18 protein-coding genes are annotated in these 21,197 nt (G+C 61.1%); 13 read left to right on the top strand and 5 right to left on the bottom strand.

The annotated features are described in order from the left end of the window. Positions 1-28: 28 nt before the first annotated feature. Entirely contained in the window at positions 29-790 is a 762-nt protein-coding gene (flgA, locus tag AC07Y2_RS11580) for a flagellar basal body P-ring formation chaperone FlgA (protein WP_064598681.1), read from the bottom strand. Positions 791-872: 82 nt separating this feature from the next. Here flgA and AC07Y2_RS11575 point away from each other — a divergent pair, with 82 nt between their 5' ends. The 6 genes from AC07Y2_RS11575 (at position 873) to flgE (ending at position 5,859) form a co-directional block, all read left to right on the top strand. Then, on the top strand, positions 873-1,805 hold the full coding sequence (locus AC07Y2_RS11575; RefSeq protein WP_011335509.1) for a chemotaxis protein CheV: 933 nt from the start codon (positions 873-875) through the stop codon (positions 1,803-1,805). Positions 1,806-1,852: 47 nt separating this feature from the next. Continuing rightward, on the top strand, positions 1,853-2,680 hold the full coding sequence (gene cheR / locus AC07Y2_RS11570) for a protein-glutamate O-methyltransferase CheR (protein ID WP_007960327.1): 828 nt from the start codon (positions 1,853-1,855) through the stop codon (positions 2,678-2,680). A 236-nt stretch (positions 2,681-2,916) separates the two neighbouring features. Then, a complete protein-coding gene (gene flgB, locus AC07Y2_RS11565; RefSeq protein ID WP_007960328.1) occupies positions 2,917-3,324 on the top strand; it encodes a flagellar basal body rod protein FlgB in 408 nt (135 codons plus the stop codon). 3 nt (positions 3,325-3,327) lie between these two features. Further along, complete coding sequence (gene flgC / locus AC07Y2_RS11560) at positions 3,328-3,771, top strand: flagellar basal body rod protein FlgC (protein ID WP_007960329.1); 444 nt, start codon at positions 3,328-3,330, stop codon at positions 3,769-3,771. Positions 3,772-3,786: 15 nt separating this feature from the next. Continuing rightward, on the top strand, positions 3,787-4,515 hold the full coding sequence (gene flgD, locus AC07Y2_RS11555) for a flagellar hook assembly protein FlgD (RefSeq protein WP_039772111.1): 729 nt from the start codon (positions 3,787-3,789) through the stop codon (positions 4,513-4,515). 30 nt (positions 4,516-4,545) lie between these two features. Further along, a complete protein-coding gene (gene flgE / locus AC07Y2_RS11550) occupies positions 4,546-5,859 on the top strand; it encodes a flagellar hook protein FlgE (protein ID WP_039772113.1) in 1,314 nt (437 codons plus the stop codon). 669 nt (positions 5,860-6,528) lie between these two features. Here flgE and AC07Y2_RS11545 read toward each other — a convergent pair. Continuing rightward, positions 6,529-9,423, bottom strand: coding sequence for a ribonucleoside-diphosphate reductase subunit alpha (locus AC07Y2_RS11545; protein ID WP_011335505.1), 2,895 nt, complete (start codon positions 9,421-9,423; stop codon positions 6,529-6,531). Between the two features lie 736 nt (positions 9,424-10,159). Here AC07Y2_RS11545 and AC07Y2_RS11540 point away from each other — a divergent pair. Both AC07Y2_RS11540 and AC07Y2_RS11535 read left to right on the top strand, forming a co-directional pair. Next, positions 10,160-10,882 carry a response regulator gene (locus AC07Y2_RS11540; RefSeq protein ID WP_039772899.1) on the top strand — a complete coding sequence of 241 codons (723 nt, stop codon included), beginning with the start codon at positions 10,160-10,162 and terminating at the stop codon, positions 10,880-10,882. Continuing rightward, a complete protein-coding gene (locus AC07Y2_RS11535; protein ID WP_039772898.1) occupies positions 10,879-12,489 on the top strand; it encodes an ATP-binding protein in 1,611 nt (536 codons plus the stop codon). Before AC07Y2_RS11540 ends, AC07Y2_RS11535 begins: the two co-directional genes overlap by 4 nt. 6 nt (positions 12,490-12,495) lie before the next feature. Here AC07Y2_RS11535 and AC07Y2_RS11530 read toward each other — a convergent pair whose 3' ends face one another. Then, positions 12,496-13,221 carry a 4'-phosphopantetheinyl transferase family protein gene (locus AC07Y2_RS11530; RefSeq protein WP_103386072.1) on the bottom strand — a complete coding sequence of 242 codons (726 nt, stop codon included), beginning with the start codon at positions 13,219-13,221 and terminating at the stop codon, positions 12,496-12,498. Between the two features lie 209 nt (positions 13,222-13,430). Next, positions 13,431-14,222: a dienelactone hydrolase family protein gene (locus AC07Y2_RS11525; protein ID WP_085668007.1), complete on the bottom strand. Its 792-nt coding sequence runs from the start codon at positions 14,220-14,222 to the stop codon at positions 13,431-13,433. A gap of 142 nt (positions 14,223-14,364) precedes the next feature. On the opposite strand from AC07Y2_RS11525, the gene AC07Y2_RS11520 reads away from it, so the two are divergent. The 3 genes from AC07Y2_RS11520 (at position 14,365) to AC07Y2_RS11510 (ending at position 17,095) form a co-directional block, all read left to right on the top strand. Further along, positions 14,365-14,970: a hypothetical protein gene (locus tag AC07Y2_RS11520; RefSeq protein ID WP_064598671.1), complete on the top strand. Its 606-nt coding sequence runs from the start codon at positions 14,365-14,367 to the stop codon at positions 14,968-14,970. 104 nt (positions 14,971-15,074) lie between these two features. Next, positions 15,075-15,752: a response regulator transcription factor gene (locus tag AC07Y2_RS11515; protein ID WP_039772894.1), complete on the top strand. Its 678-nt coding sequence runs from the start codon at positions 15,075-15,077 to the stop codon at positions 15,750-15,752. Continuing rightward, positions 15,749-17,095, top strand: a complete 1,347-nt coding sequence (locus AC07Y2_RS11510) for an ATP-binding protein (protein ID WP_039772893.1) — start codon at positions 15,749-15,751, stop codon at positions 17,093-17,095. Before AC07Y2_RS11515 ends, AC07Y2_RS11510 begins: the two co-directional genes overlap by 4 nt. Positions 17,096-17,099: 4 nt before the next feature. Here the strand turns inward: AC07Y2_RS11510 and AC07Y2_RS11505 are convergent, their stop codons facing one another. After that, positions 17,100-18,098 carry an AraC family transcriptional regulator gene (locus AC07Y2_RS11505; RefSeq protein WP_039772892.1) on the bottom strand — a complete coding sequence of 333 codons (999 nt, stop codon included), beginning with the start codon at positions 18,096-18,098 and terminating at the stop codon, positions 17,100-17,102. A 353-nt stretch (positions 18,099-18,451) separates the two neighbouring features. On the opposite strand from AC07Y2_RS11505, the gene AC07Y2_RS11500 reads away from it, so the two are divergent. After that, positions 18,452-19,786 (top strand): dicarboxylate/amino acid:cation symporter, encoded by a 1,335-nt coding sequence (locus AC07Y2_RS11500; RefSeq protein ID WP_039772890.1) that lies wholly within the window; start codon positions 18,452-18,454, stop codon positions 19,784-19,786. Positions 19,787-19,931: 145 nt separating this feature from the next. Then, positions 19,932-21,113, top strand: a complete 1,182-nt coding sequence (locus tag AC07Y2_RS11495) for a CaiB/BaiF CoA transferase family protein (protein ID WP_103386074.1) — start codon at positions 19,932-19,934, stop codon at positions 21,111-21,113. Positions 21,114-21,197 lie beyond the last annotated feature (84 nt).

Genomic DNA, 21,197 nt, shown 5'->3' with positions numbered 1-21,197 from the left:
CCGTTCATGCCGCCGCTCACATCGCCGCTTACATGGCCACTTCCACCTGGCCGGGCGCTACAACCTGCGCCTTGATGACCCGTTGGGAGTTGAGGTTCTTCACTCGAATCTGTTCTTTCAGGCCGCCGTTGGCCAGCGCTTCGCCCGGCATCCGGACGGCGAGGGTACCGCTGCGGGCGGTGATCACCACTTGATCGCCCTTGCGAACCACTTCCGCCTGTTCCAGATGCACCAGGGTAATGACTTGATCGGCTACCGTTGGTCGGGTCAATTTCTGGCCGATGGCTTCATCCACCGACGTCAGGAAACCCTGATTGATCGTGCTGACGTCGCGCTCGCGCAAGGTCACGTCCTGCGGCTCGATGATGCCGGCGCGCTTGAGTGGCCGCGTGGTGGTGACAATCTCGCGAAACAGGCGGACTTGAGCGGGCACGAACACCGTCCAGGGGGAGGCGCCTTCGCAGCGGACCTTGACCGTGACACGGCCCAGAGGGCGTGCCGGACTCTCCAGTGTCGCTGTCAATTCCTTGTCGCACATAGGCATGCGCATGCGTGGATCGAGCTGGTTGACCTCGATTTCATATCGGCCTTCCGTTTGACTGGTGGCGAGATAGTCTTCTACGGTGAATTCAAGAAAGCCCTGAGTGACGCCGATAAGCATGTCAGGCATGGTAACCGCATCAGCAACGGCAGGGCTGCCAGCGAAAGACAGGCAAACGGCGGACATCGCGCAAAGCCCTCTGCGGAGGGGAGATGTCAGGCGTCGGAAAAATGTCGTTTGAGCGTTCATACGAGTTAAAAAGCAAGCGCCGTGCCGTTTAGCAATGAATGTGCGTCGCAACAACACTTGGCGTTGGTGTAGGAGTCTGGGCATGGCTGGTGTAATGGATTCGGTGAACCAGCGCACGCAACTGGTGGGGCAGAATCGCCTGGAGCTGTTGTTGTTCCGTCTCGACGGCCAGCAGCTCTACGGGATCAACGTGTTCAAGGTTCGGGAAGTGCTGCAGTGCCCGCAACTGACGCTGATGCCCAAGTCCAGTCCTGTCGTGTGCGGGGTGGCGAATATCCGGGGGGCGACCATTCCGATCCTTGATCTGGCGATGGCGACCGGCTCCGGTGCTTTGAAAGACAAGAACAGTCCGTTCGTGATCATCACGGAATACAACACCAAGACCCAGGGTTTCCTGGTGCGCTCGGTGGAACGTATCGTGAACATGAACTGGGAAGAGATTCATCCGCCGCCCAAGGGCACCGGACGCGATCACTACCTGACCGCTGTGACTCGGGTCGACAATCAGTTAGTCGAAATCATCGACGTCGAGAAGGTGCTGGCGGAAGTGGCGCCGACCCCGGAAGCGATTTCGGTCGGCGTGGTGGATGTCGAGACCCAGAGCAAGGCGCTGTCGCTGCGGGTGCTGACGGTCGATGACTCGTCGGTGGCGCGCAAGCAGGTGACGCGTTGCCTGCAGACGGTCGGTGTCGAAGTGGTGGCGTTGAACGACGGCAGGCAAGCGCTGGATTACCTGCGCAAGCTGGTCGACGAGGGCAAGAAGCCGGAAGAAGAGTTCCTGATGATGATCTCCGACATCGAAATGCCGGAGATGGACGGGTACACCCTGACGGCCGAGATCCGCAGCGACCCTCGCATGCAAAAGCTTCATATCATCCTGCATACTTCGTTGTCGGGTGTGTTCAATCAGGCGATGGTCAAGAAAGTCGGTGCCGATGACTTCCTGGCCAAATTCCGTCCTGATGACCTGGCATCCCGGGTAGTCGACCGGATCAAAGCAGCAGACATCAGCTAAGGGCCTTCTGCCCCTGGCGTTCAACACGATTTAAGAGGCGGCATCATTTGTCTACGGGTAATTTGGATTTCGAACAGTTCCGGGTCTTCCTGGAAAAAGCCTGTGGCATTTTGCTCGGTGAAAACAAGCAGTATCTGGTCTCGAGCCGTCTCAACAAACTGATGGAGCAGCAAGGCATCAAGTCCCTGGGTGAGCTGGTTCAGCGCATCCAGACCCAGCCACGCAGCGGTTTGCGCGAGCAGGTGGTCGATGCCATGACGACCAACGAAACCCTGTGGTTTCGCGACACCTATCCGTTTGAAGTCTTGAAGAACAAGGTACTGCCCGAGGCGATCAAGGCCGCTCCCAACCAGCGTCTGCGGATCTGGTCGGCGGCCTGCTCGTCGGGTCAGGAACCCTATTCGCTGTCGATGTCGATCGACGAGTTCGAGCGGACCAACATCGGCCAGTTGAAGATGGGCGTGCAGATCGTCGCCACTGATCTGTCCGGCAGCATGCTGACCAACTGCAAGACCGGCGAGTACGACAGCCTGGCGATCGGTCGCGGTCTGTCCGCCGATCGTCTGCAGCGCTACTTCGACCCGAAAGGGCCGGGGCGCTGGGTGATCAAGGCGCCGATCAAGAACCGGGTGGAATTCCGCTCGTTCAACCTGCTCGACAGCTACGCCAGCCTGGGCAAGTTCGACATCGTGTTCTGCCGCAACGTGCTGATCTACTTCTCCGCCGAGGTGAAGAAGGACATCCTGTTGCGCATTCACAGCACGCTGAAGCCGGGCGGTTATCTGTTCCTTGGCGCTTCCGAAGCGCTGAACGGTCTGCCGGATCATTACCAGATGGTTCAGTGCAGCCCGGGGATCATCTACCAGGCAAAGTGAAACACCGGCGCCACAAGAAACGGGAGTCCTCAGGGGCTCCCGTTTTTTTATGCCTGAAGGTTTTGCCGGTGGCAGGCGGCAGAAAAGCGGCATCCGGCGGAAACCGGTTGCCGCTTTTCTGGCATTGCCGCTTTGCCGATTGCGTGCAAAGCCCCGTAATCCGGGGCTTTCTAAAACTGGCACGCCGCTTGCTATAACCCAGTTACGAAAAATCCGGTCACCTGAAGGTTCCCGACATGAGCATCAGCTTCGATAAAGCGCTCGGCATTCACGAAAAGGCTCTGGGCTTCCGCGCCCAGCGTGCCGAAGTGCTGGCCAACAACATCGCCAACGCCGACACCCCGAACTACAAGGCGCGGGATCTGGAGTTCTCCAAAGTGCTTGAAGCACAGAGCCAGAAGAACGCCAACGGCACCATCGCCCTGAACATGACCAACAGCCGTCACATCGAAGCTGAAGGCCTGGGCAATGGCGACGAGTCGCTGATGTATCGCACGCCGATGCAGCCGTCGATCGACCAGAACACCGTGGACGCCCAACTGGAACAGTCGAACTACGCGGAAAACGCTGTCGGCTTCCAGGCCAGCTTCACCCTGCTCAACAGCAAATTCAAAGGGCTTGTGTCAGCCCTGCGCGGAGAGTAATCCATGTCCCTGTCCAGCGTTTTCAACATTGCCGGCAGCGGCATGAGCGCCCAGACCACCCGTCTCAACACCGTGGCCTCGAACATCGCCAACGCCGAGACCGTCTCGTCGAGCATCGACCAGACTTATCGCGCCCGTCACCCGGTGTTCGCCACCATGTTCCAGGGCGGCCAGAGCGGCGGCAGCAATTCGCTGTTCCAGAACCAGGATGCTGCGGGCCAGGGCGTGCAGGTCATGGGCGTGGTCGAAGACCAGAGCAACCTCGAAGCGCGCTACGAGCCGAACCATCCGGCGGCCGACGCCAAAGGCTACGTCTACTACCCGAACGTCAACGTGGTGGAAGAAATGGCTGACATGATTTCCGCGAGCCGGTCGTTCCAGACCAACGCCGAAATGATGAACACCGCCAAAACCATGATGCAGAAGGTACTGACCCTCGGTCAGTAATAAGGGGCGACTGCCATGAGTGTTACCGATACCACCAGCAGCCTGACGATGAACGACATACTGGCCAACTCTTCGAAGAAGACCAGTAGCACCACCACCGGCGGCATCGCTTCGGCCACCAACAGCTCGACTGGCGGCCAGGCCCTGGGCAAGGACGCGTTCCTGCAACTGCTGGTGACTCAGCTGAAGAACCAGAACCCGCTCGACCCGCAGGACAACAGCGCATTCGTTGCCCAGCTGGCTCAGTTCAGCAGCCTCGAGGGGATCACCACCCTCAACAGCACCGTCAGTTCGCTGGCCGGCAACTACAACTCGTCGCAAGCCCTGCAGGCTTCGTCGCTGGTGGGTCGCAATGTGATTGTGCAGACCAATACGGTTCAGCTGGACGATCCGAGCAAAGGCATGACCGGTTCGGTCACTGTTCCGTCGTCGATTGCCGGCGGTACCGTCACCATCACCGACAGCAGCGGCGCCACCGTTCGCACCATTGATCTGGGCAGTCGCGCCGCAGGCGATGCGAGCTTCACCTGGGACGGCAAGGACAAGGACGGCAACCTGGTGAAAACCGGTACCTACACCGTCAAGGCCAACGCCTCGATCAACGGCACCGCGACCGATCTGGCGACCTACCTGCCAGCCACGGTCACCAGCGTGACGATCAGCCAGACTGGCGGCGAGCTGATGCTCAACCTGTCCGGCAAGGGCACCGTCGCTCTGTCCAAAGTACAAACCATTGGTATATAGAGCCGACTAACCGGCACAAAGGAGTGGAATATGTCTTTCAATATCGGCCTTAGCGGTCTCTATGCAGCCAACAAGCAACTGGACGTGACCGGCAACAACATCGCCAACGTCGCGACCGCCGGTTTCAAATCGTCCCGCGCAGAATTCGAAGACGTCTACTCGGCGACTCGCCTGGGCAGCGGCAGCAAGGTCATTGGTAACGGCGTGCGTCTGGCCAACGTTTCCCAGCAGTTCACCCAAGGCGACATCAACAACACCGGCAACGTGCTGGATATGGGGATCAATGGTTCGGGCTTCTTCACCCTGAGCAACAACGGTTCGATCTCTTACACGCGTGCCGGTACGTTCAAGGTCGACAAGGACGGCTTCATCACCAACACTGACTACACCTCGCGTCTGCAAGGCTACGGTGTGGACTCCAACGGCAAGATCATCAACGGCGTGTTGACCGATCTGAAGATCGACACCTCGAACCTGGCGCCGAAGTCCACCTCGCTGGTGACCTCGACCATTAACCTGAACTCGACGGCTCCGGTGATCGACGACACAGTAGCGGCCGGCAAGTTCGACCCGACCAACCTCGCGACCTACACCAAGTCGTTCAGCACTCCGATCTATGACAGCCAGGGCAACTCCCATGTCATGGATCAGTACATGGTGAAGACAGGCGCCAACACCTGGAAGGTCTACACCCTGGTGGACGGTCGCAACCCGGATGCTACCGGCAGCGATCCGAAAGTCACTGCGCCTGTCGCATCGACCATGACCTTTGACTCTACTGGCAAGCTGACTCAGGTCAGCACTCCGCCTGCCGTGATCAGCAGCGACCTGAAACTCACTGGCTGGGTACCGGGCACTGTCACCAACGGTGTGTGGACGGCCAACGGTGCTTCGGCTAACCCGGCCGGCATTACCATTTCGATGGCCAAGACCACTCAATACAACGCTGACACCGCGCGTTCGATCCCGACTCAGGATGGTTACGCCACTGGCCAGATCACCAACCTGACCATCGACGGTACCGGTACGCTGTTCGCCAACTTCAGCAACAACCAGAGCAAGGCCATCGGCCAGGTTGCGCTGGCGAGCTTCACCAACGAGCAGGGCCTGCAGCCGATCGGTGGTACCAGCTGGAAAGAGACTTTCGCTTCGGGTATTCCGGGCTACGATGCACCGGAGACCGGTACGCTGGGGTCGGTGGTTTCGAATTCGCTGGAGGAGTCGAACGTTAACCTGACCAATGAGCTGGTTGATCTGATCAAGGGCCAGAGCAACTATCAGGCGAATGCCAAGACCATTTCGACTCAGAGCACTATCATGCAGACCATTATTCAGATGACCTGATTTCTGGGTTTTGGCTGGTTAAGGAGCCCCTCTTTTTGAGGGGCTTTTTTTTGGCTGCAGTTTGGGGTGTTTATCCGTTTCTGCGGGTGTTGCCGCTGGCGGTTTCGCCCTTACGGCGAGTCCCTTTTTCAGACGCCAAAAAGGAACCAAAACGCTGGGCCCCGGCGTTCGGCACCTCGCTTTGGCTCGGTGTTCCTTCGTTCCGGGATTCATCCGGGGGCATCGCCTACGGTTTGCTTCGCTGCACCTCCTCTCGATGCATGCGGCTGCGCCGCACGGTCGCTGCGCTCCCACCCCCGGATAAATCCCTCCACTCAGCCTTCCGATGGGGCCGGCACGTCAAAAGCGGTACTCGAGCTAACGCTCATCGTGTTGAGTGGTGGAGGCAAAGGCAAAGGCAAAGGCAAAGGCAAAGGCAAAGGCAAAGGCAAAGGCAGGCGCGGGATGTTTGCTTTTTAAGGCTTGAGTTCAGCTCGGTCTTTCACGTCGGCGTATCTCTCCCAAACCCCTCGGTCAGTCCCCTCTCCCTCTGGGCGGTCCGACGTTTCGGGAGGGCTAGGGTGAGGGCCGCTTTTGCTTTTATCGCGGGCAAAAGAAAACCCCCGACAAACCAGAAGTCTGTCGGGGGTTCTCGGGTCAGGCGTTTTGCAACGCCCGATTCAGCTCAGCTTATTGGCAAGCTTCGCAATCCGGCTCGTCGATGGCGCAAGCCTTCGGTACTGGAGCCGGGCCGGCAGGGGCTGCCAGGACCGAGTCGTCGCCGTGGTTGCCGCCGCTGGAAACAGCGTTCAGCTTGCCGGTGTTGATGGTCGACTTCTCGGTGCTGGTCGCGGCCAGGGCACGGAGGTAGTAGGTGGTTTTCAGGCCGCGGTACCAGGCCATGCGGTAGGTCACGTCCAGTTTCTTGCCCGATGCGCCGGCGATGTACAGGTTCAGCGACTGGGCCTGGTCGATCCACTTCTGACGACGGCTGGCGGCGTCAACGATCCACTTGGTGTCCACTTCGAACGCGGTTGCGTAGAGCTCTTTGAGTTCTTGCGGGATGCGCTCGATCTGCTGAACCGAACCGTCGTAGTACTTCAGGTCGTTGATCATGACCGAGTCCCACAGACCGCGAGCCTTCAGGTCGCGAACCAGGTACGGGTTGATCACGGTGAATTCGCCCGACAGGTTCGATTTCACGTACAGGTTCTGGTAGGTCGGTTCGATCGACTGCGAGACGCCGGTGATGTTGGCGATGGTCGCGGTCGGTGCGATGGCCATGATGTTCGAGTTACGGATGCCTTTCTGTACACGGGCGCGAACCGGGGCCCAGTCCAGGGACTCGGTCAGGTCGACGTCGATGTACTTCTGGCCACGTGCTTCGATCAGGATCTGTTGCGAATCCAGCGGCAGTACGCCTTTGGACCACAGCGAACCCTGGAACGTCTCGTACGAGCCGCGCTCGTCGGCCAGGTCACAGGAAGCCTGGATCGCGTAGTAGCTGACCGCTTCCATCGACTTGTCGGCGAACTCGACGGCAGCGTCGGAACCGTAAGGGATGTGCTGCAGGTACAGCGCGTCCTGGAAGCCCATGATGCCCAGGCCGACCGGACGGTGGCGGAAGTTGGAGTTCTTCGCCTGCGGTACCGAGTAGTAGTTGATGTCGATCACGTTGTCGAGCATGCGCACGGCGACGTCGATGGTGCGCTTGAGCTTGGCGGTGTCCAGCTTGCCGTCGACGATGTGGTTCGGCAGGTTGATCGAGCCCAGGTTGCAGACCGCGATCTCGTCCTTGTTGGTGTTCAGGGTGATCTCGGTGCACAGGTTCGAGCTGTGAACCACGCCGACGTGCTGCTGCGGGCTGCGCAGGTTGCACGGGTCCTTGAAAGTCAGCCATGGGTGGCCGGTTTCGAACAGCATCGACAGCATCTTGCGCCACAGGTCTTTGGCCTGGATGGTCTTGAACAGCTTGATCTTGCCCGGGTATTCGGTCAGGGCTTCGTAGTACTCGTAGCGCTCTTCGAAGGCCTTGCCGGTCAGGTCGTGCAGGTCCGGTACTTCGGACGGCGAGAACAGGGTCCACTTGCCGTCATCGAAGACACGCTTCATGAACAGGTCAGGGATCCAGTTGGCGGTGTTCATGTCGTGGGTACGACGACGGTCATCACCGGTGTTCTTGCGCAGCTCGATGAACTCTTCGATGTCCATGTGCCAGGTTTCCAGGTAGGCACAGACAGCGCCTTTGCGCTTGCCACCCTGGTTAACGGCGACGGCGGTGTCGTTCACCACCTTCAGGAACGGAACCACGCCTTGCGACTTGCCGTTGGTACCCTTGATGTACGAGCCCAGTGCACGAACCGGGGTCCAGTCGTTGCCCAGGCCGCCGGCGAATTTCGACAGCATGGCGTTGTCGTGGATCGCGTGGTAGATGCCCGACAGGTCATCCGGCACGGTGGTCAGGTAGCAGCTCGACAGCTGTGGACGCAGGGTACCGGCGTTGAACAGGGTCGGGGTCGAAGCCATGTAGTCGAACGAGGACAGCAGGTTGTAGAACTCGATCGCACGGTCTTCTTTCTGCTTCTCTTCGATCGCCAGGCCCATGGCCACGCGCATGAAGAAGATCTGCGGCAGTTCGAAACGCACGCCATCCTTGTGGATGAAGTAACGGTCGTACAGGGTCTGCAGGCCCAGGTAGGTGAATTGCTGGTCGCGCTCGTGGTTGATCGCCTTGCCCAGTTTTTCCAGGTCGAAGGAGGCCAGCACAGGGTTCAGCAGTTCGAACTCGATACCTTTGGCAACGTAGGCCGGCAGGGCCTTGGCGTACAGGTCGGCCATTTCGTGGTGAGTGGCGCTCTCGGCCACGCCCAGGAAGCCCAGGCCTTCGGCACGCAGGGTGTCCATCAGCAGGCGGGCGGTCACGAACGAGTAGTTCGGCTCGCGCTCGACCAGGGTGCGAGCGGTCATCACCAGCGCGGTGTTGACGTCGTTCAGGGCCACGCCGTCGTACAGGTTCTTCAGGGTTTCGCGCTGGATCAGGTCGCCGTCGACTTCGGCCAGGCCTTCGCAGGCTTCGGTGACGATGGTGTTCAGGCGGCCCATGTCCAGCGGCGCAAGGCTGCCGTCGGCGCGGGTGATGCGGATCGACGGATGCGCCTGTACCGGAGCTTCGGCGGTGGTGCGGGTGGCGCGTTCCTTGGAGCGGGCGTCACGGTAGATCACGTAGTCGCGAGCCACTTTCTGCTCGCCGGCACGCATCAGGGCCAGTTCGACCTGGTCCTGGATTTCTTCGATGTGGATGGTGCCGCCCGACGGCATGCGACGCTTGAAGGTCGCGGTGACCTGTTCGGTCAGGCGGGCAACGGTGTCGTGGATTCGCGACGAAGCGGCAGCGGTGCCGCCCTCAACTGCGAGAAACGCTTTGGTGATAGCGACGGTGATCTTGTCATCGGTGTAAGGAACGACAGTGCCATTACGCTTGATCACGCGCAGTTGGCCAGGCGCGGTGGCAGCCAGATCCGAATTCGAATCGGCGGCCTGCGGCAAGGTGCCCTGCGGGTTCTCGCGAGTTGTGTCGGTTTGCATGGGGGGTGATCTCCACATTCTCTATGTTTGTTTGGGCACCATCATGGTGCTCACCGTTCTGGTCCGAAGCACTACAACCGACGGGCGTCGGGCATAACAACTTCGGACCAGTAGGAAAAAGGCTAATGACGCCGCATCCTTGCCGAAGTTTTCGGCCACGAGCCAAGGCTCGAGCCGGATTACTTCCAGGGTGACAGTAATGACTGCAACACCCGTACCGTTCCGGTCGTTGCCAACCTGAAAAACGGTGCCATCCGCGAGTGCGGTTTGGGCTTTGAAAAACTTGCTTGGTTCAACCGGAAACTGGCAATAAAGCACTTGAGTTTCAGGTCCGAAATGTGGTTGGGCTCTGGAATGGAAAACCCTATATGTAGGGGCTGTCCTCGCGCCGTGCTACAAGATAATGCGTTTCGAGGGGGCTTGCAACGTACGAGCTGTGGATAAACCTGTGCGTAAATTGTGTAAGAAACCAGGAATTCCCGTGTAGGCCGCGAACCTGCTGAGCTAGACCGTCTGTCACTGTTTTTCACCGCAAAAAAATGCCGCGGCGGAATTTTGAGGGCGCGAACCCTATCACAAAAATCCGCCTTGTCCGAACGCATTTACCGACTTGTGTTCTGGCTGTACGCCGTTTATACAATCGGCCCATGCGCACGCATTCTTATCCTCCTTAAAGATGACAAAAAGACGGGAGGATCCTTCCTTTATAAGCAGTTTCGGCAAGCAGAGGTCACCCGTGGAGCAAGAAGCCTGGCAGGTATTGATCGTCGAGGATGACCAGCGTCTGGCTGAACTGACCCGTGAATACCTGCAAGCCAACGGATTGCGCGTGGAGATCGAAGGCAACGGTGCGCTGGCGGCGGCACGGATCATCAAGGAGCAGCCGGACCTGGTGATCCTCGACCTGATGCTCCCCGGTGAAGACGGCCTGAGCATTTGCCGCAAGGTGCGCGATCGCTACGACGGGCCGATCCTGATGCTAACCGCGCGTACCGATGACGCCGACCAGATCCTAGGCCTCGACCTCGGCGCCGACGACTACGTCTGCAAACCGGTGCGCCCGCGGCTGTTGCTGGCGCGCATCCAGGCATTGTTGCGCCGCAGTGACACACCGGAGCCGGCGGCAGGCAATCCGCGTCGGTTGCAATTCGGTCCGCTGGTGGTGGACAACGCGTTGCGCGAAGCCTGGCTCAGCGACAGCGGCATCGAGCTGACCAGTGCCGAATTCGATCTGCTCTGGCTGCTGGTGTCCAACGCCGGACGGATCCTGTCCCGGGAAGAAATCTTCACCGCGCTACGCGGCATCGGCTACGACGGCCAGGACCGCTCGATCGATGTGCGCATCTCGCGCATCCGCCCGAAGATCGGCGACGACCCCGATCATCCGCGCCTGATCAAGACCATTCGCAGCAAAGGCTACCTGTTCGTGCCGGAAGCCTGCGCAGACCTGCCGCTGTGAATTCGATCTTCCTGCGCATCTATGGCGGCATGTGCGCGGCGCTGATTCTGGTGGCAGTGCTCGGCGTGCTGGCGCTGCACCTGCTCAATCAGGTGCGCAGCGAGCAATACCGCGAGCGTCTGGCCCACGGTACGTTTTCGCTGATGGCCGACAACCTGCAACCGATGAACGAAACCGAGCGCCATCGCGCCTTGCTGGTGTGGGAGCGGCTGCTCGGGATTCCGCTGGCAGTGAAAACCTTTGCCCAGACCGATCTCGACCTGACCCAGCGCACCCGGGTGCAGCGCGGGCAGGCGCTGGTCGAACAGACCGGCCCACACGCGGCCAAGGTCTATCGGCTGGTCAGCGACAAGGAGCAACTGGTGCTGGTGGGTGAGGTGCAGCAGATCAGCGAGCAACTGGCCCGGGCGACCATTTATCTGTTGGCCGATGAACTGGTGCGGGTGCCGGTGGGCGAGCAGCCCAAACGACTGGCGCAGCTGAAAGAAGACAAAGGCTTCGGCTTCGATTTGCGGTTGGTCACGGTCAGCGATGCCGACATGGACGAAGACCAGAGCCGTCGGGTGTCCGAAGGCGATACGGTGATGGCGCTGGGCAAGGGGGGCGATTCGATCCGGGTGTTCGCCGGCATGGTCGGCACGCCTTGGGTGCTGGAAATCGGGCCGCTGTATCAGATGAACCCGTACCCGCCGGAATGGCTGGTGCTGATTGCTGCCCTCGGCCTGACCCTGATCGGCCTGATCGTCTATCTATTGGTGCGGCAGCTCGAACGACGTTTGCGCGGGCTCGAAGCCGCCGCCACGCGCATTGCCAAGGGCAGCCTGGAAACCCGGGTTCCGGCCCGTGGTGCCGACTCGGTGGGCAAACTGGCGGCGGCGTTCAACGGCATGGCCGAGCACTTGCAGCAACTGCTCGCCATTCAGCGTGAACTGGTGCGTGCGGTGTCCCACGAACTGCGCACGCCGGTGGCGCGCCTGCGTTTCGGTCTGGAGATGATCGGCTCGGCCACCACCCCGCAGGCGCTGGAGAAATACCGCGAGGGCATGGACCACGACATCGAGGACCTCGACAAGCTGGTCGACGAAATGCTCACGTACGCCCGGCTGGAACAGGGCTCGCCGGCGTTGACCTTCCAGCGCATTGACCTGGATGCGCTGGTCAATCAGGTGATCGAAGAGCTGGCGCCTCTGCGTGCAGAAGTCACGGTGCAACGCGGCTTGTGCCTGTCGGCGGCGGATTGCGATGACGCCTGGGTCGAGGCCGAGCCGCGTTACCTGCACCGCGCCTTGCAGAACCTGGTGAGCAACGCCATGCGCCATGCACGCTCGAAGGTCACGGTCAGTTATCAGGTCGGGCAGATGCGCTGCCGGGTGGATGTCGAGGACGACGGCCCCGGTGTGCCGGAAACCGCCTGGGAGAAAATCTTCACGCCGTTCCTGCGCCTGGACGACAGTCGCACCCGGGCGTCCGGCGGACACGGCCTGGGCCTGTCGATCGTGCGGCGGATCATTCACTGGCACGACGGCCGGGCGCTGATCGGCAAGAGCAAGAGTCTGGGCGGAGCGTGCTTCAGCCTGAGCTGGCCGAGGAATCAGGAGCGGCGCTAAAAAACTTCAGGCAGGAATGCTGACCAGACTCAGCAACTGCCCGTCCTGCACGCCAAATTGCGCATCGAGTTCAGTGCCGTTGCGCCATTCGCCGGACAGGTCCGTCAGCAGCCGCAGCCGCACCTGACCTTGTTCATTCCACTCCAGCACCTCGGCGTGTTCGAAGTAGAAGCGCTGCTGCACGATCGGGTACAGCGCCTTGAACAGGCTTTCTTTCACCGAGAAGGTCAGGGTCACCCACAACGCAATCTGATCTCGGGAGCCGGCGGCCATGCGCTGCATTTCCGGCGGGGTCAGGATCTCTCCGGCCAGTCGTTCGGCGCGTTCGGCGTTGAGCAGGTTTTCCAGGTCCATGCCCAGTCCGCGCCAGTGCTGCTTGTTGGCGACAATCGCCGCCGCACGGCCGGTGCTGTGGGTGATCGAGCCGCAGATGTGTGCCGGCCAAATGGGCGCGCGGTCCTCGCCGATCGGCGGAACAGTGCTTGAGCCTTCCAATTGCTGCAACGCGGCCCGGGCGCAAATCCGCCCGGCAAGGAATTCCGCCTGCCGCTTGGCCACCGAACGCTGAATGCTCGGCGGCGGCTCGATGGCGCTGCGGCGGAAGTCATCGCCGAGCAGTTGCGACGGGTCGAAATGGGTGGTCAACAGCACGGTGTCAGGCAATACCTTCGGCAGCGGCCAATGGGCATCGAGCGGAGTGCAGCAGGCGGGGAGGAAAGGGCTGGCAGTCATGTCGGCATTTTGCCGGGTTGTCTTCGGGCTGGATAGTGCAGAGCAGGTGATCGTTCCCACGCAGAAGCCTGGAGCCATGATCGTTCCCACGCTCTGCGTGGGAATGCATACAGTGACGCTCTGCGTCACACCGCGAAGGGACGCGGAGCGTCCCGGGCTGCATTCCCACGCGGAGCGTGGGAACGATCAGCGCGAGGGGGCGACCGGGTTCAGCCAAAGATTTTCTTGAAGAACGCCTGCATGTCCGCCCAGGATTTTTCATCGGCGGCCTTGTTGTAGCCGATATCCGGGCCACCGTGATCGCCGTGGCTCAGGCGATCCGCGTCGGGATTGCTGAACCCGTGCTTGGCGCCGTCGAGATTGACGAATTGATAGTCGGCGCCGGCCTTGTCCATTTCCGACTTGAACGCCGCGACGTTGTCCGGGGTGACCATGCTGTCCAGCGCGCCATGCTCGACGAGAATTTTCGCCTTCACGCTGCCAGGCGCAGCCGGGGTCTTGGTGGCCAGCGCACCGTGGAAACTCACCACGCCGGCCAGCGGCACACCCTGACGCGCCGCATTCAGCACCACGCCACCGCCGAAGCAGTAACCGATGGCGGCGATTTTATCCTTGTCGGTCTGCGGCTGTTTCTTCAACAGATCCAGCCCGGCCTGAAAGCGCTTGCTGGCCGCATCGGCGTTTTGCGTGGCGGCTTGCATGAACGCCATCGCGTCTTTCGGGTGCTCGGTGTTCTTGCCCTCACCGTACATGTCGATGGCCAGCGCGCTGTAGCCGAGCCCGGCGAGATCCCGGGCGCGGCGCTTGGCGTAGTCGTTCAGTCCCCACCATTCATGCACCACCACCACGCCGGGGCGCGGGCCCTTGATCGCGTCGTCGTAGGCGTAGTAACCGATCAGCTTCGTGCCGTCGGCGCTCTGGTAGGGGATTTCCTCGGTCTTGATCGCAGCCTGGCTGAGGCTGCTGAAGACGAGCAGGGCGAGGGTTAGAAGCAGGCGCATGATCGGGTCTCCTGACAATAAAGGGTCAAAACAGCCTAGTTCATTTCATTCAGGCCAGGTTCAGAGAGTGTTCAGGGGCGGTACAGGGGAGGGCCAGTAACCTTGCGCCATACCCAAACAGCGCTGTGAAAGAGGAAACTCCATGACTCGTTTAAATAAACTGCTGCTGGCTTTTACCGTAATGAGCGCCAGTATCGCGGCCCACGCCGACACCACCAGCAACTTCGCCGGCCTGACCTTTGGCCAGACCAGCGACAAGATCAAGAAATCCAACGCCCTGAACGACAACCTCGGCCACCCGGACGCCACCGCGGCCATCGACGGCAACAACACCTACGGCCTGCGTCTGGGTCAGCAAAACAGCCAGGGTCGCTACTACGCCACCTACGACAACGTGTCGGGCTCGCACAATGGCATTAAACTGCGCCAGGAAAACCTGCTGGGCAGCTACGATCTGTTCTACCCGGTGGGCGGCAGCACCAAGCTGTTCGGCGGTGCCACGGCGGGTCTGACCAAGCTGACCCAGGATTCGCCAGGCTACAGCCGCGACAGTGACATCGGTTACGCCGTCGGCGGTCAGTTCGGTGTGCTGCAGCAAGTCTCGCAGAACACCTCGGTCGAACTCGGTTACCGTTACCTGCGCAGCAACGCCAGCACCGAGATGAAAGAGAGCGGCGGCAGCAAGCAAGGCTCGCTGGACTTGACCAGCAGCGCCCAGACTTACCTGTCGGCCAACTACGCTTTCTAAGCGACTGGCGTCAGGCCCGCGCCGGGTCGTCCTTTGAGGGGCGACCCGGCGCAGCCATGTGAGGCGAAAGCCTTTGGAGTTGTCGATTTACCCGGGAGAGCGTCATGAAACTGTTGGTCGTCGAAGATGAAGCGCTGTTGCGCCATCACCTGCAAACCCGCCTGACGGAGAGCGGTCACGTGGTCGAGTCCGTGGCCAATGCCGAAGAGGCGTTGTACCAGACCGGGCAATTCAACTTTGACCTGGCGGTGATCGACCTCGGCCTGCCGGGCATGGGCGGGCTCGACCTGATCCGTCAGTTGCGCTCGGGCGGCAAGACCTTTCCGATCCTGATCCTCACCGCGCGCGGCAACTGGCAGGACAAGGTCGAAGGCCTGGCCGCCGGCGCCGACGATTACGTGGTCAAGCCGTTCCAGTTCGAAGAACTCGAAGCGCGGCTCAATGCGTTGCTGCGCCGCTCCAGCGGTTTCACCCAGTCGACCATCGTCGCCGGCCCGCTTTTGCTGGATCTGAATCGCAAGCAGGCGAGTCTCGACGAGCAACCGCTGGCGCTGACGGCCTACGAATACCGGATCCTCGAATACCTCATGCGCCATCACCAGCAAGTGGTGCCCAAGGATCGGCTGATGGAGCAGTTGTACCCGGATGACGACGAGCGCGATCCGAACGTGATCGAAGTGCTGGTCGGCCGACTGCGCCGCAAGCTTGAAGGCCCGGCCGGGTTCAAGCCGATCGACACCGTGCGCGGCCTCGGTTACCTGTTCAATGAGCGCTGCACTTGATCCGTTCCCTTCGCGTCCGGCTGATGCTCGCCGCCACCACCCTGGCGGTGTTGTTCATGCTCGCGTTGCTCCCGGCGATGCAGGGCGCATTCAGCCTGGCGCTGCAGGACTCGATCGAGCAGCGGCTGGCGTCCGACGTCACCACGCTGATCTCCGCCGCGCGGGTTGAAAACAACCACCTGATGATGCCGGCACAGTTGCCCGACGAGCGCTTCAACCTCACGGACAATCGCCTGCTCGGCTACATCTATGACCGCGAAGGCCATCTGGTCTGGCGTTCGAAAGGCACCCAGGAAGAGAAGATCAACTACACGCCGCGCTACGACGGCCTCGGCAACGAGTTCGCGCGGATCCGCGAAGCCAACGGTCAGGAATTCTTTGTCTACGACGTCGAAGTCAAACTGCTCGGCGGCAAGAGCGCAGCCTTCAGTATCGTGGCCCTGCAACCGGTGCGCGAATACGAAACCACCCTCGAAGGTCTGCGGGAAAATCTCTACCTCGGTTTCGGCGCGGCGCTGCTGGTGCTGCTCGCACTGCTGTGGATCGGCCTGACCTGGGGCCTGAAAGCCTTGCGCCGGCTAAGTCAGGAACTCGACGAGATCGAAGGAGGAACCCTCGAAAGCCTCAGCGAACAACACCCGCGCGAACTGCTGCGCCTGACCGGTTCCCTCAACCGCCTGCTGCACAGCGAACGCCAGCAGCGCAGCCGTTACCGCGACTCCCTCGACGACCTGGCCCACAGCCTGAAAACTCCGCTGGCGGTATTGCAAGGCGTCAGCGAAGACATGGCCCAGCGCCCCGAAGACCGCGATCAGGCCTGGGTGCTGCAAACCCAGATCGAACGCATGAGCCAGCAGATCGGCTACCAGTTGCAACGCGCCAGCCTGCGCAAAAGTGGCCTGGTGCGCCATCAGGTGCGCCTGCGTCCGGTGCTGCAAAGCCTGTGCGACACGCTGGACAAGGTCTACCGCGACAAACACGTGCGCGTGGCCTTCGATCTGCCGGAGCACTGTTACGTGCCGATCGAGCAGGGCGCCTTGCTGGAGATGATGGGCAACCTGCTGGAAAACGCCTATCGCCTGTGTCTGGGCGAAGTGCGCATCAGCGTGCGCGAAAGTCTGGACGGAATCGAACTGTGCATCGAAGACGACGGCCCCGGCGTACCACCGGATCAGCGCGCACGGATTCTCGAACGCGGCGAACGTCTGGACCGCCAGCATCCGGGGCAGGGCATCGGGCTGGCGGTGGTCAAGGACATCATCGAGAGCTATAGCGCCAAGCTGACCCTGGGGGATTCGCCGATGGGCGGGGCGGCGTTCAGGATTCATTTTCCGGCGGTGTGACCGCTCACTGCTCCTGCGCTCGATAAGCCCCCGGCGTCAGCCCCGTCCACTTCTTGAACGCACGATGAAACGCCGACGGCTCGGAAAACCCGAGCTGTTCGGCGATCTGTTGCAACGACAGATCCGCGCGCCCCAGGTGATAAATCGCGATGTCCCGCCGCAACTGATCCTTCAATTCCTGAAAGCTGGTGCCTTCCTCGCGCAGATGCCGGCGCAGGGTTTGCGGGCTGATGTGCAGGTGCGCGGCCACGGCTTCCAGATCCGGCCAGCGCGTGCTGTCGTGGCTGAGCAAGCGGCGCAGCCGGCTGCTCAGGCTGTTGCCGTCGTCCGGGCGGGACAGCAGGTCGGCGGGGGAGCGTTCGAGAAAATGCTTGAGGGTGCGTTCGTCCTGCAACAGCGGCATGTGCAGGTAGCGACTGTGAAACACCAGGCTGCTTTGCGTTGCGGAAAATTCCAGCGGGCATGAGAACAGCAAATCGTATTCCGCCCCGTGCGCCGGTTTCGGGTAGCTGAAGTTCGCCTGTTCGAGGCGAATCCGCTGGCCGATCAGCCAGCTGCCGAGGCGATGCCAGATCACCAGCAGGCTCTCGCTGAGAAAGTGATCCGGGTCCCACAATTGCGCATCGTCGAGACTCAGGCGCACCCATTCGTCTTCATGGCTCAGGGTCAGGCGCGGGGCTTCGGGGAATAGGCTATAAAACAATAAGCCGCGTTGCAGAGCCTTTTCCAGGCTGCGGCAATGAATAATCGCGTGGCACATCATGGCGAAGCTGCCGGGTTTGCTCGGTGCGTTGCCGAAGCCCAGGTATTCGTCGTCCAGGGCCAGCCACAGGTTCTGGATCAGCTGGGTGAATTGCTCCGGGGCGATCCGCGCGCGCGGCTCGTCGAGCAGTTCGGGGCTGATGCCCAGTTGCTGCAGCAGGTCCGAATAGTCGTAACCCGAGCGCCGCGCGCCACCGAGGGCGGCGCGGGCAAAGTGACTGGCGATGGTGCGTTCGCGCATGAGCGGCAGGTCCTTCCTCTGGCGACCGATGGTAGCGGCTGCCTTTGATCGGTAACAAGGCGGATTTCCGCCAAATTGTAGGACGAGGTCGGGCGAGTTGGCGGAAATCCGCCACACTTGAGTCACCGAACGGTGACACAGAAAAACCCGTATCCCCTGATATCAAAAGGCTTGCAGCGATTTGCACCAAAGTGGCACGACGTTTGCGATAAGAGCCACAGAAGCGTGCGCCGAGCCGGTCCGGAAAAGCGCCGTTCGACACAACAAATCCCTCCAGTGCAGGAGGGTTCGCAATTCAGGTTTCGCGTTCAACAGATGGATGTTGCCACGCGGGACTCTTGAGGAACTTTGCAATGACGACTCGTCAGCCACTGTACAAATCCCTGTATTTCCAGGTGATCGTTGCCATCGCCATCGGCATCCTGCTCGGTCACTTCTACCCACAGACCGGTGTGGCGCTCAAGCCACTGGGTGACGGGTTCATCAAACTGATCAAAATGGTCATTGCGCCGATCATCTTCTGTACCGTTGTCAGCGGCATCGCCGGCATGCAGAACATGAAATCCGTGGGCAAGACCGGCGGCTACGCGCTGCTGTACTTCGAAATCGTTTCCACCATTGCCCTGCTGATCGGTCTGGTCGTGGTCAACGTTGTGCAGCCGGGCGCCGGCATGCACATCGACGTCACCACCCTGGACGCCTCGAAAATCGCCACTTATGTGACGGCCAGTAAAGACCAGAGCATCGTTGGTTTCCTCCTCAACGTGATCCCGAACACCATCGTCGGCGCATTCGCCACCGGTGACATCCTGCAAGTGCTGATGTTCTCGGTGATCTTTGGCTATGCGCTGCATCGCCTGGGTTCATACGGTCGTCCGCTGCTGGACATGATCGATCGCTTCGCCCACGTGATGTTCAACATCATCAACATGATCATGAAACTGGCGCCACTCGGTGCGCTGGGCGCCATGGCGTTCACCATCGGTGCCTACGGTGTCGGCTCGCTGGTGCAGCTGGGTCAGCTGATGATCTGCTTCTACATCACCTGCGTACTGTTCGTCGTGCTGGTGCTGGGTGCGATCTGCCGGGCTCACGGTTTCAGCGTGTTCAAACTGGTGCGCTACATCCGTGAAGAGCTGTTGATCGTACTGGGTACGTCCTCGTCGGAATCGGCGCTGCCACGCATGCTGATCAAGATGGAACGTCTGGGCGCGAAGAAATCGGTGGTAGGTCTGGTCATCCCGACCGGCTACTCGTTCAACCTCGACGGTACCTCGATCTACCTGACCATGGCGGCCGTGTTCATCGCTCAGGCGACCGACACCCACATGGACATCACCCATCAGATCACCCTGCTGCTGGTGCTGCTGCTGTCCTCCAAAGGCGCAGCCGGTGTGACCGGTTCGGGCTTCATCGTACTGGCGGCCACCCTGTCGGCCGTAGGTCACCTGCCGGTGGCCGGTCTGGCGCTGATCCTCGGTATCGACCGCTTCATGTCCGAAGCCCGCGCCCTGACCAACCTGGTCGGCAACGCCGTAGCGACTATCGTCGTGGCCAAGTGGGTCAAGGAGCTGGACACCGACGTGCTGCAATCCGAGCTGGCCTCGGGCGGTCGCGGTATCTCTGACGAGCGTCAAGAAGACGACCTGGGCGTGGCCGAAGGCCCGACCCCGAGCAATGTGAAGTAAGCATCGCTCGAATGGAAAAACCCGCTTCGGCGGGTTTTTTCTTGTCTGCTGTTTGAGCGCAACGGTCAGCGCAACTGATGGATCCGGTAATTGCCCCATCGCCGATGGCTGCCTAGGCTGCATGCATCGTTGATGGAGAATGCCCATGTCTGCACCGCTGGCCTCACTGAAGATTCTGGATTTCTCGACCCTGCTGCCGGGGCCGTTCGCCTCGCTGCTGCTGGCGGACATGGGCGCCGAGGTACTGCGCATCGAATCGCCGACCCGCCTCGACCTGGTGCGGGTGTTGCCGCCCCACGATCACGGTGTCTCGGCCAGTCACGCTTATCTCAATCGCAACAAGCGCAGCCTGGCCCTGGACCTCAAGCAGCCCGAGGCGCTGGAGCTGGTGAAGCAGTTGCTGGTGGATTACGACATCGTGCTGGAGCAATTCCGACCCGGAGTGATGGAGCGGCTGGGGCTGGGTTACGAGACGCTGAAGGCGATCAATCCGAAGCTGATTTACGTGTCGATCACCGGTTACGGCCAGACCGGACCGTACAGGGATCGCGCCGGTCACGACATCAACTACTTGGCGCTGGCCGGGCTCTCCAGTTACACCGGGCGCGCCGACAGCGGGCCCTTGCCGCTGGGCATGCAGGTGGCGGACGTCGCGGGCGGCTCGCTGCACGGGGTGATCGGTCTGCTGGCAGCGGTGATTTCCCGCCAGCAAACCGGGCAGGGCACCCATCTGGACGTGAGCATGACCGACTGCGCGTTCAGCCTGAACGCCATGGCGGGTGCCGGTTATCTGGCCTGCGGCGAGGAGCCGGGCTGGGAAGATCAGATGCTCAATGGCGGCAGCTTCTACGATTACTACCGCTCTCGCGACGGGCGCTGGATGTCGGTGGGCAGTCTGGAGCCGGCCTTCATGCAGCAACTGTGTGCGGCGTTGGGCCGGCCGGAACTGACGGCGCAGGGCTTGTCGCCCAAGCCCGAGCAGCAGCGGGCGCTCAAGGACGCCTTGAAGGTCGAGTTCGAGAAGCATGACTTTGCTGAACTGTGCGAGCTGTTCGCCGGGATCGATGCCTGTGTCGAACCGGTATTGAATCTGGGCGAGGCGGTGCAGCATCCGCAATTGCAGGCGCGGGAACTGGTGACGCAGGTGCCGCGTGGGGATGGCACGGTGCAGGCGCAGATCGCCTGTCCGCTGAAGTTTTCCGTAGCGTTGCCGGCGCCGCGGCATGTCGGCGCGGCGCTGGGGCAGCATACGGATCAGGTGTTGGCGGAGTTGGGGGTGAGCCCTGAGCGGATTGCCGAACTACGTGCCGCGAAAGTGGTTTTGTAGCTCGTTCCCACGCTCTGCGTGGGAATGCCGCCATGGACGCTCTGCGTCCACTGTGACGCAGAGCGTCACGGGATACATTCCCAC

It is taken from the genome of Pseudomonas sp. GW456-12-1-14-TSB6 (genome assembly GCF_059424205.1).
Note: the sequence above shows the minus strand (reverse complement) of the source record. Positions and strands in the feature narration are given on the sequence as shown.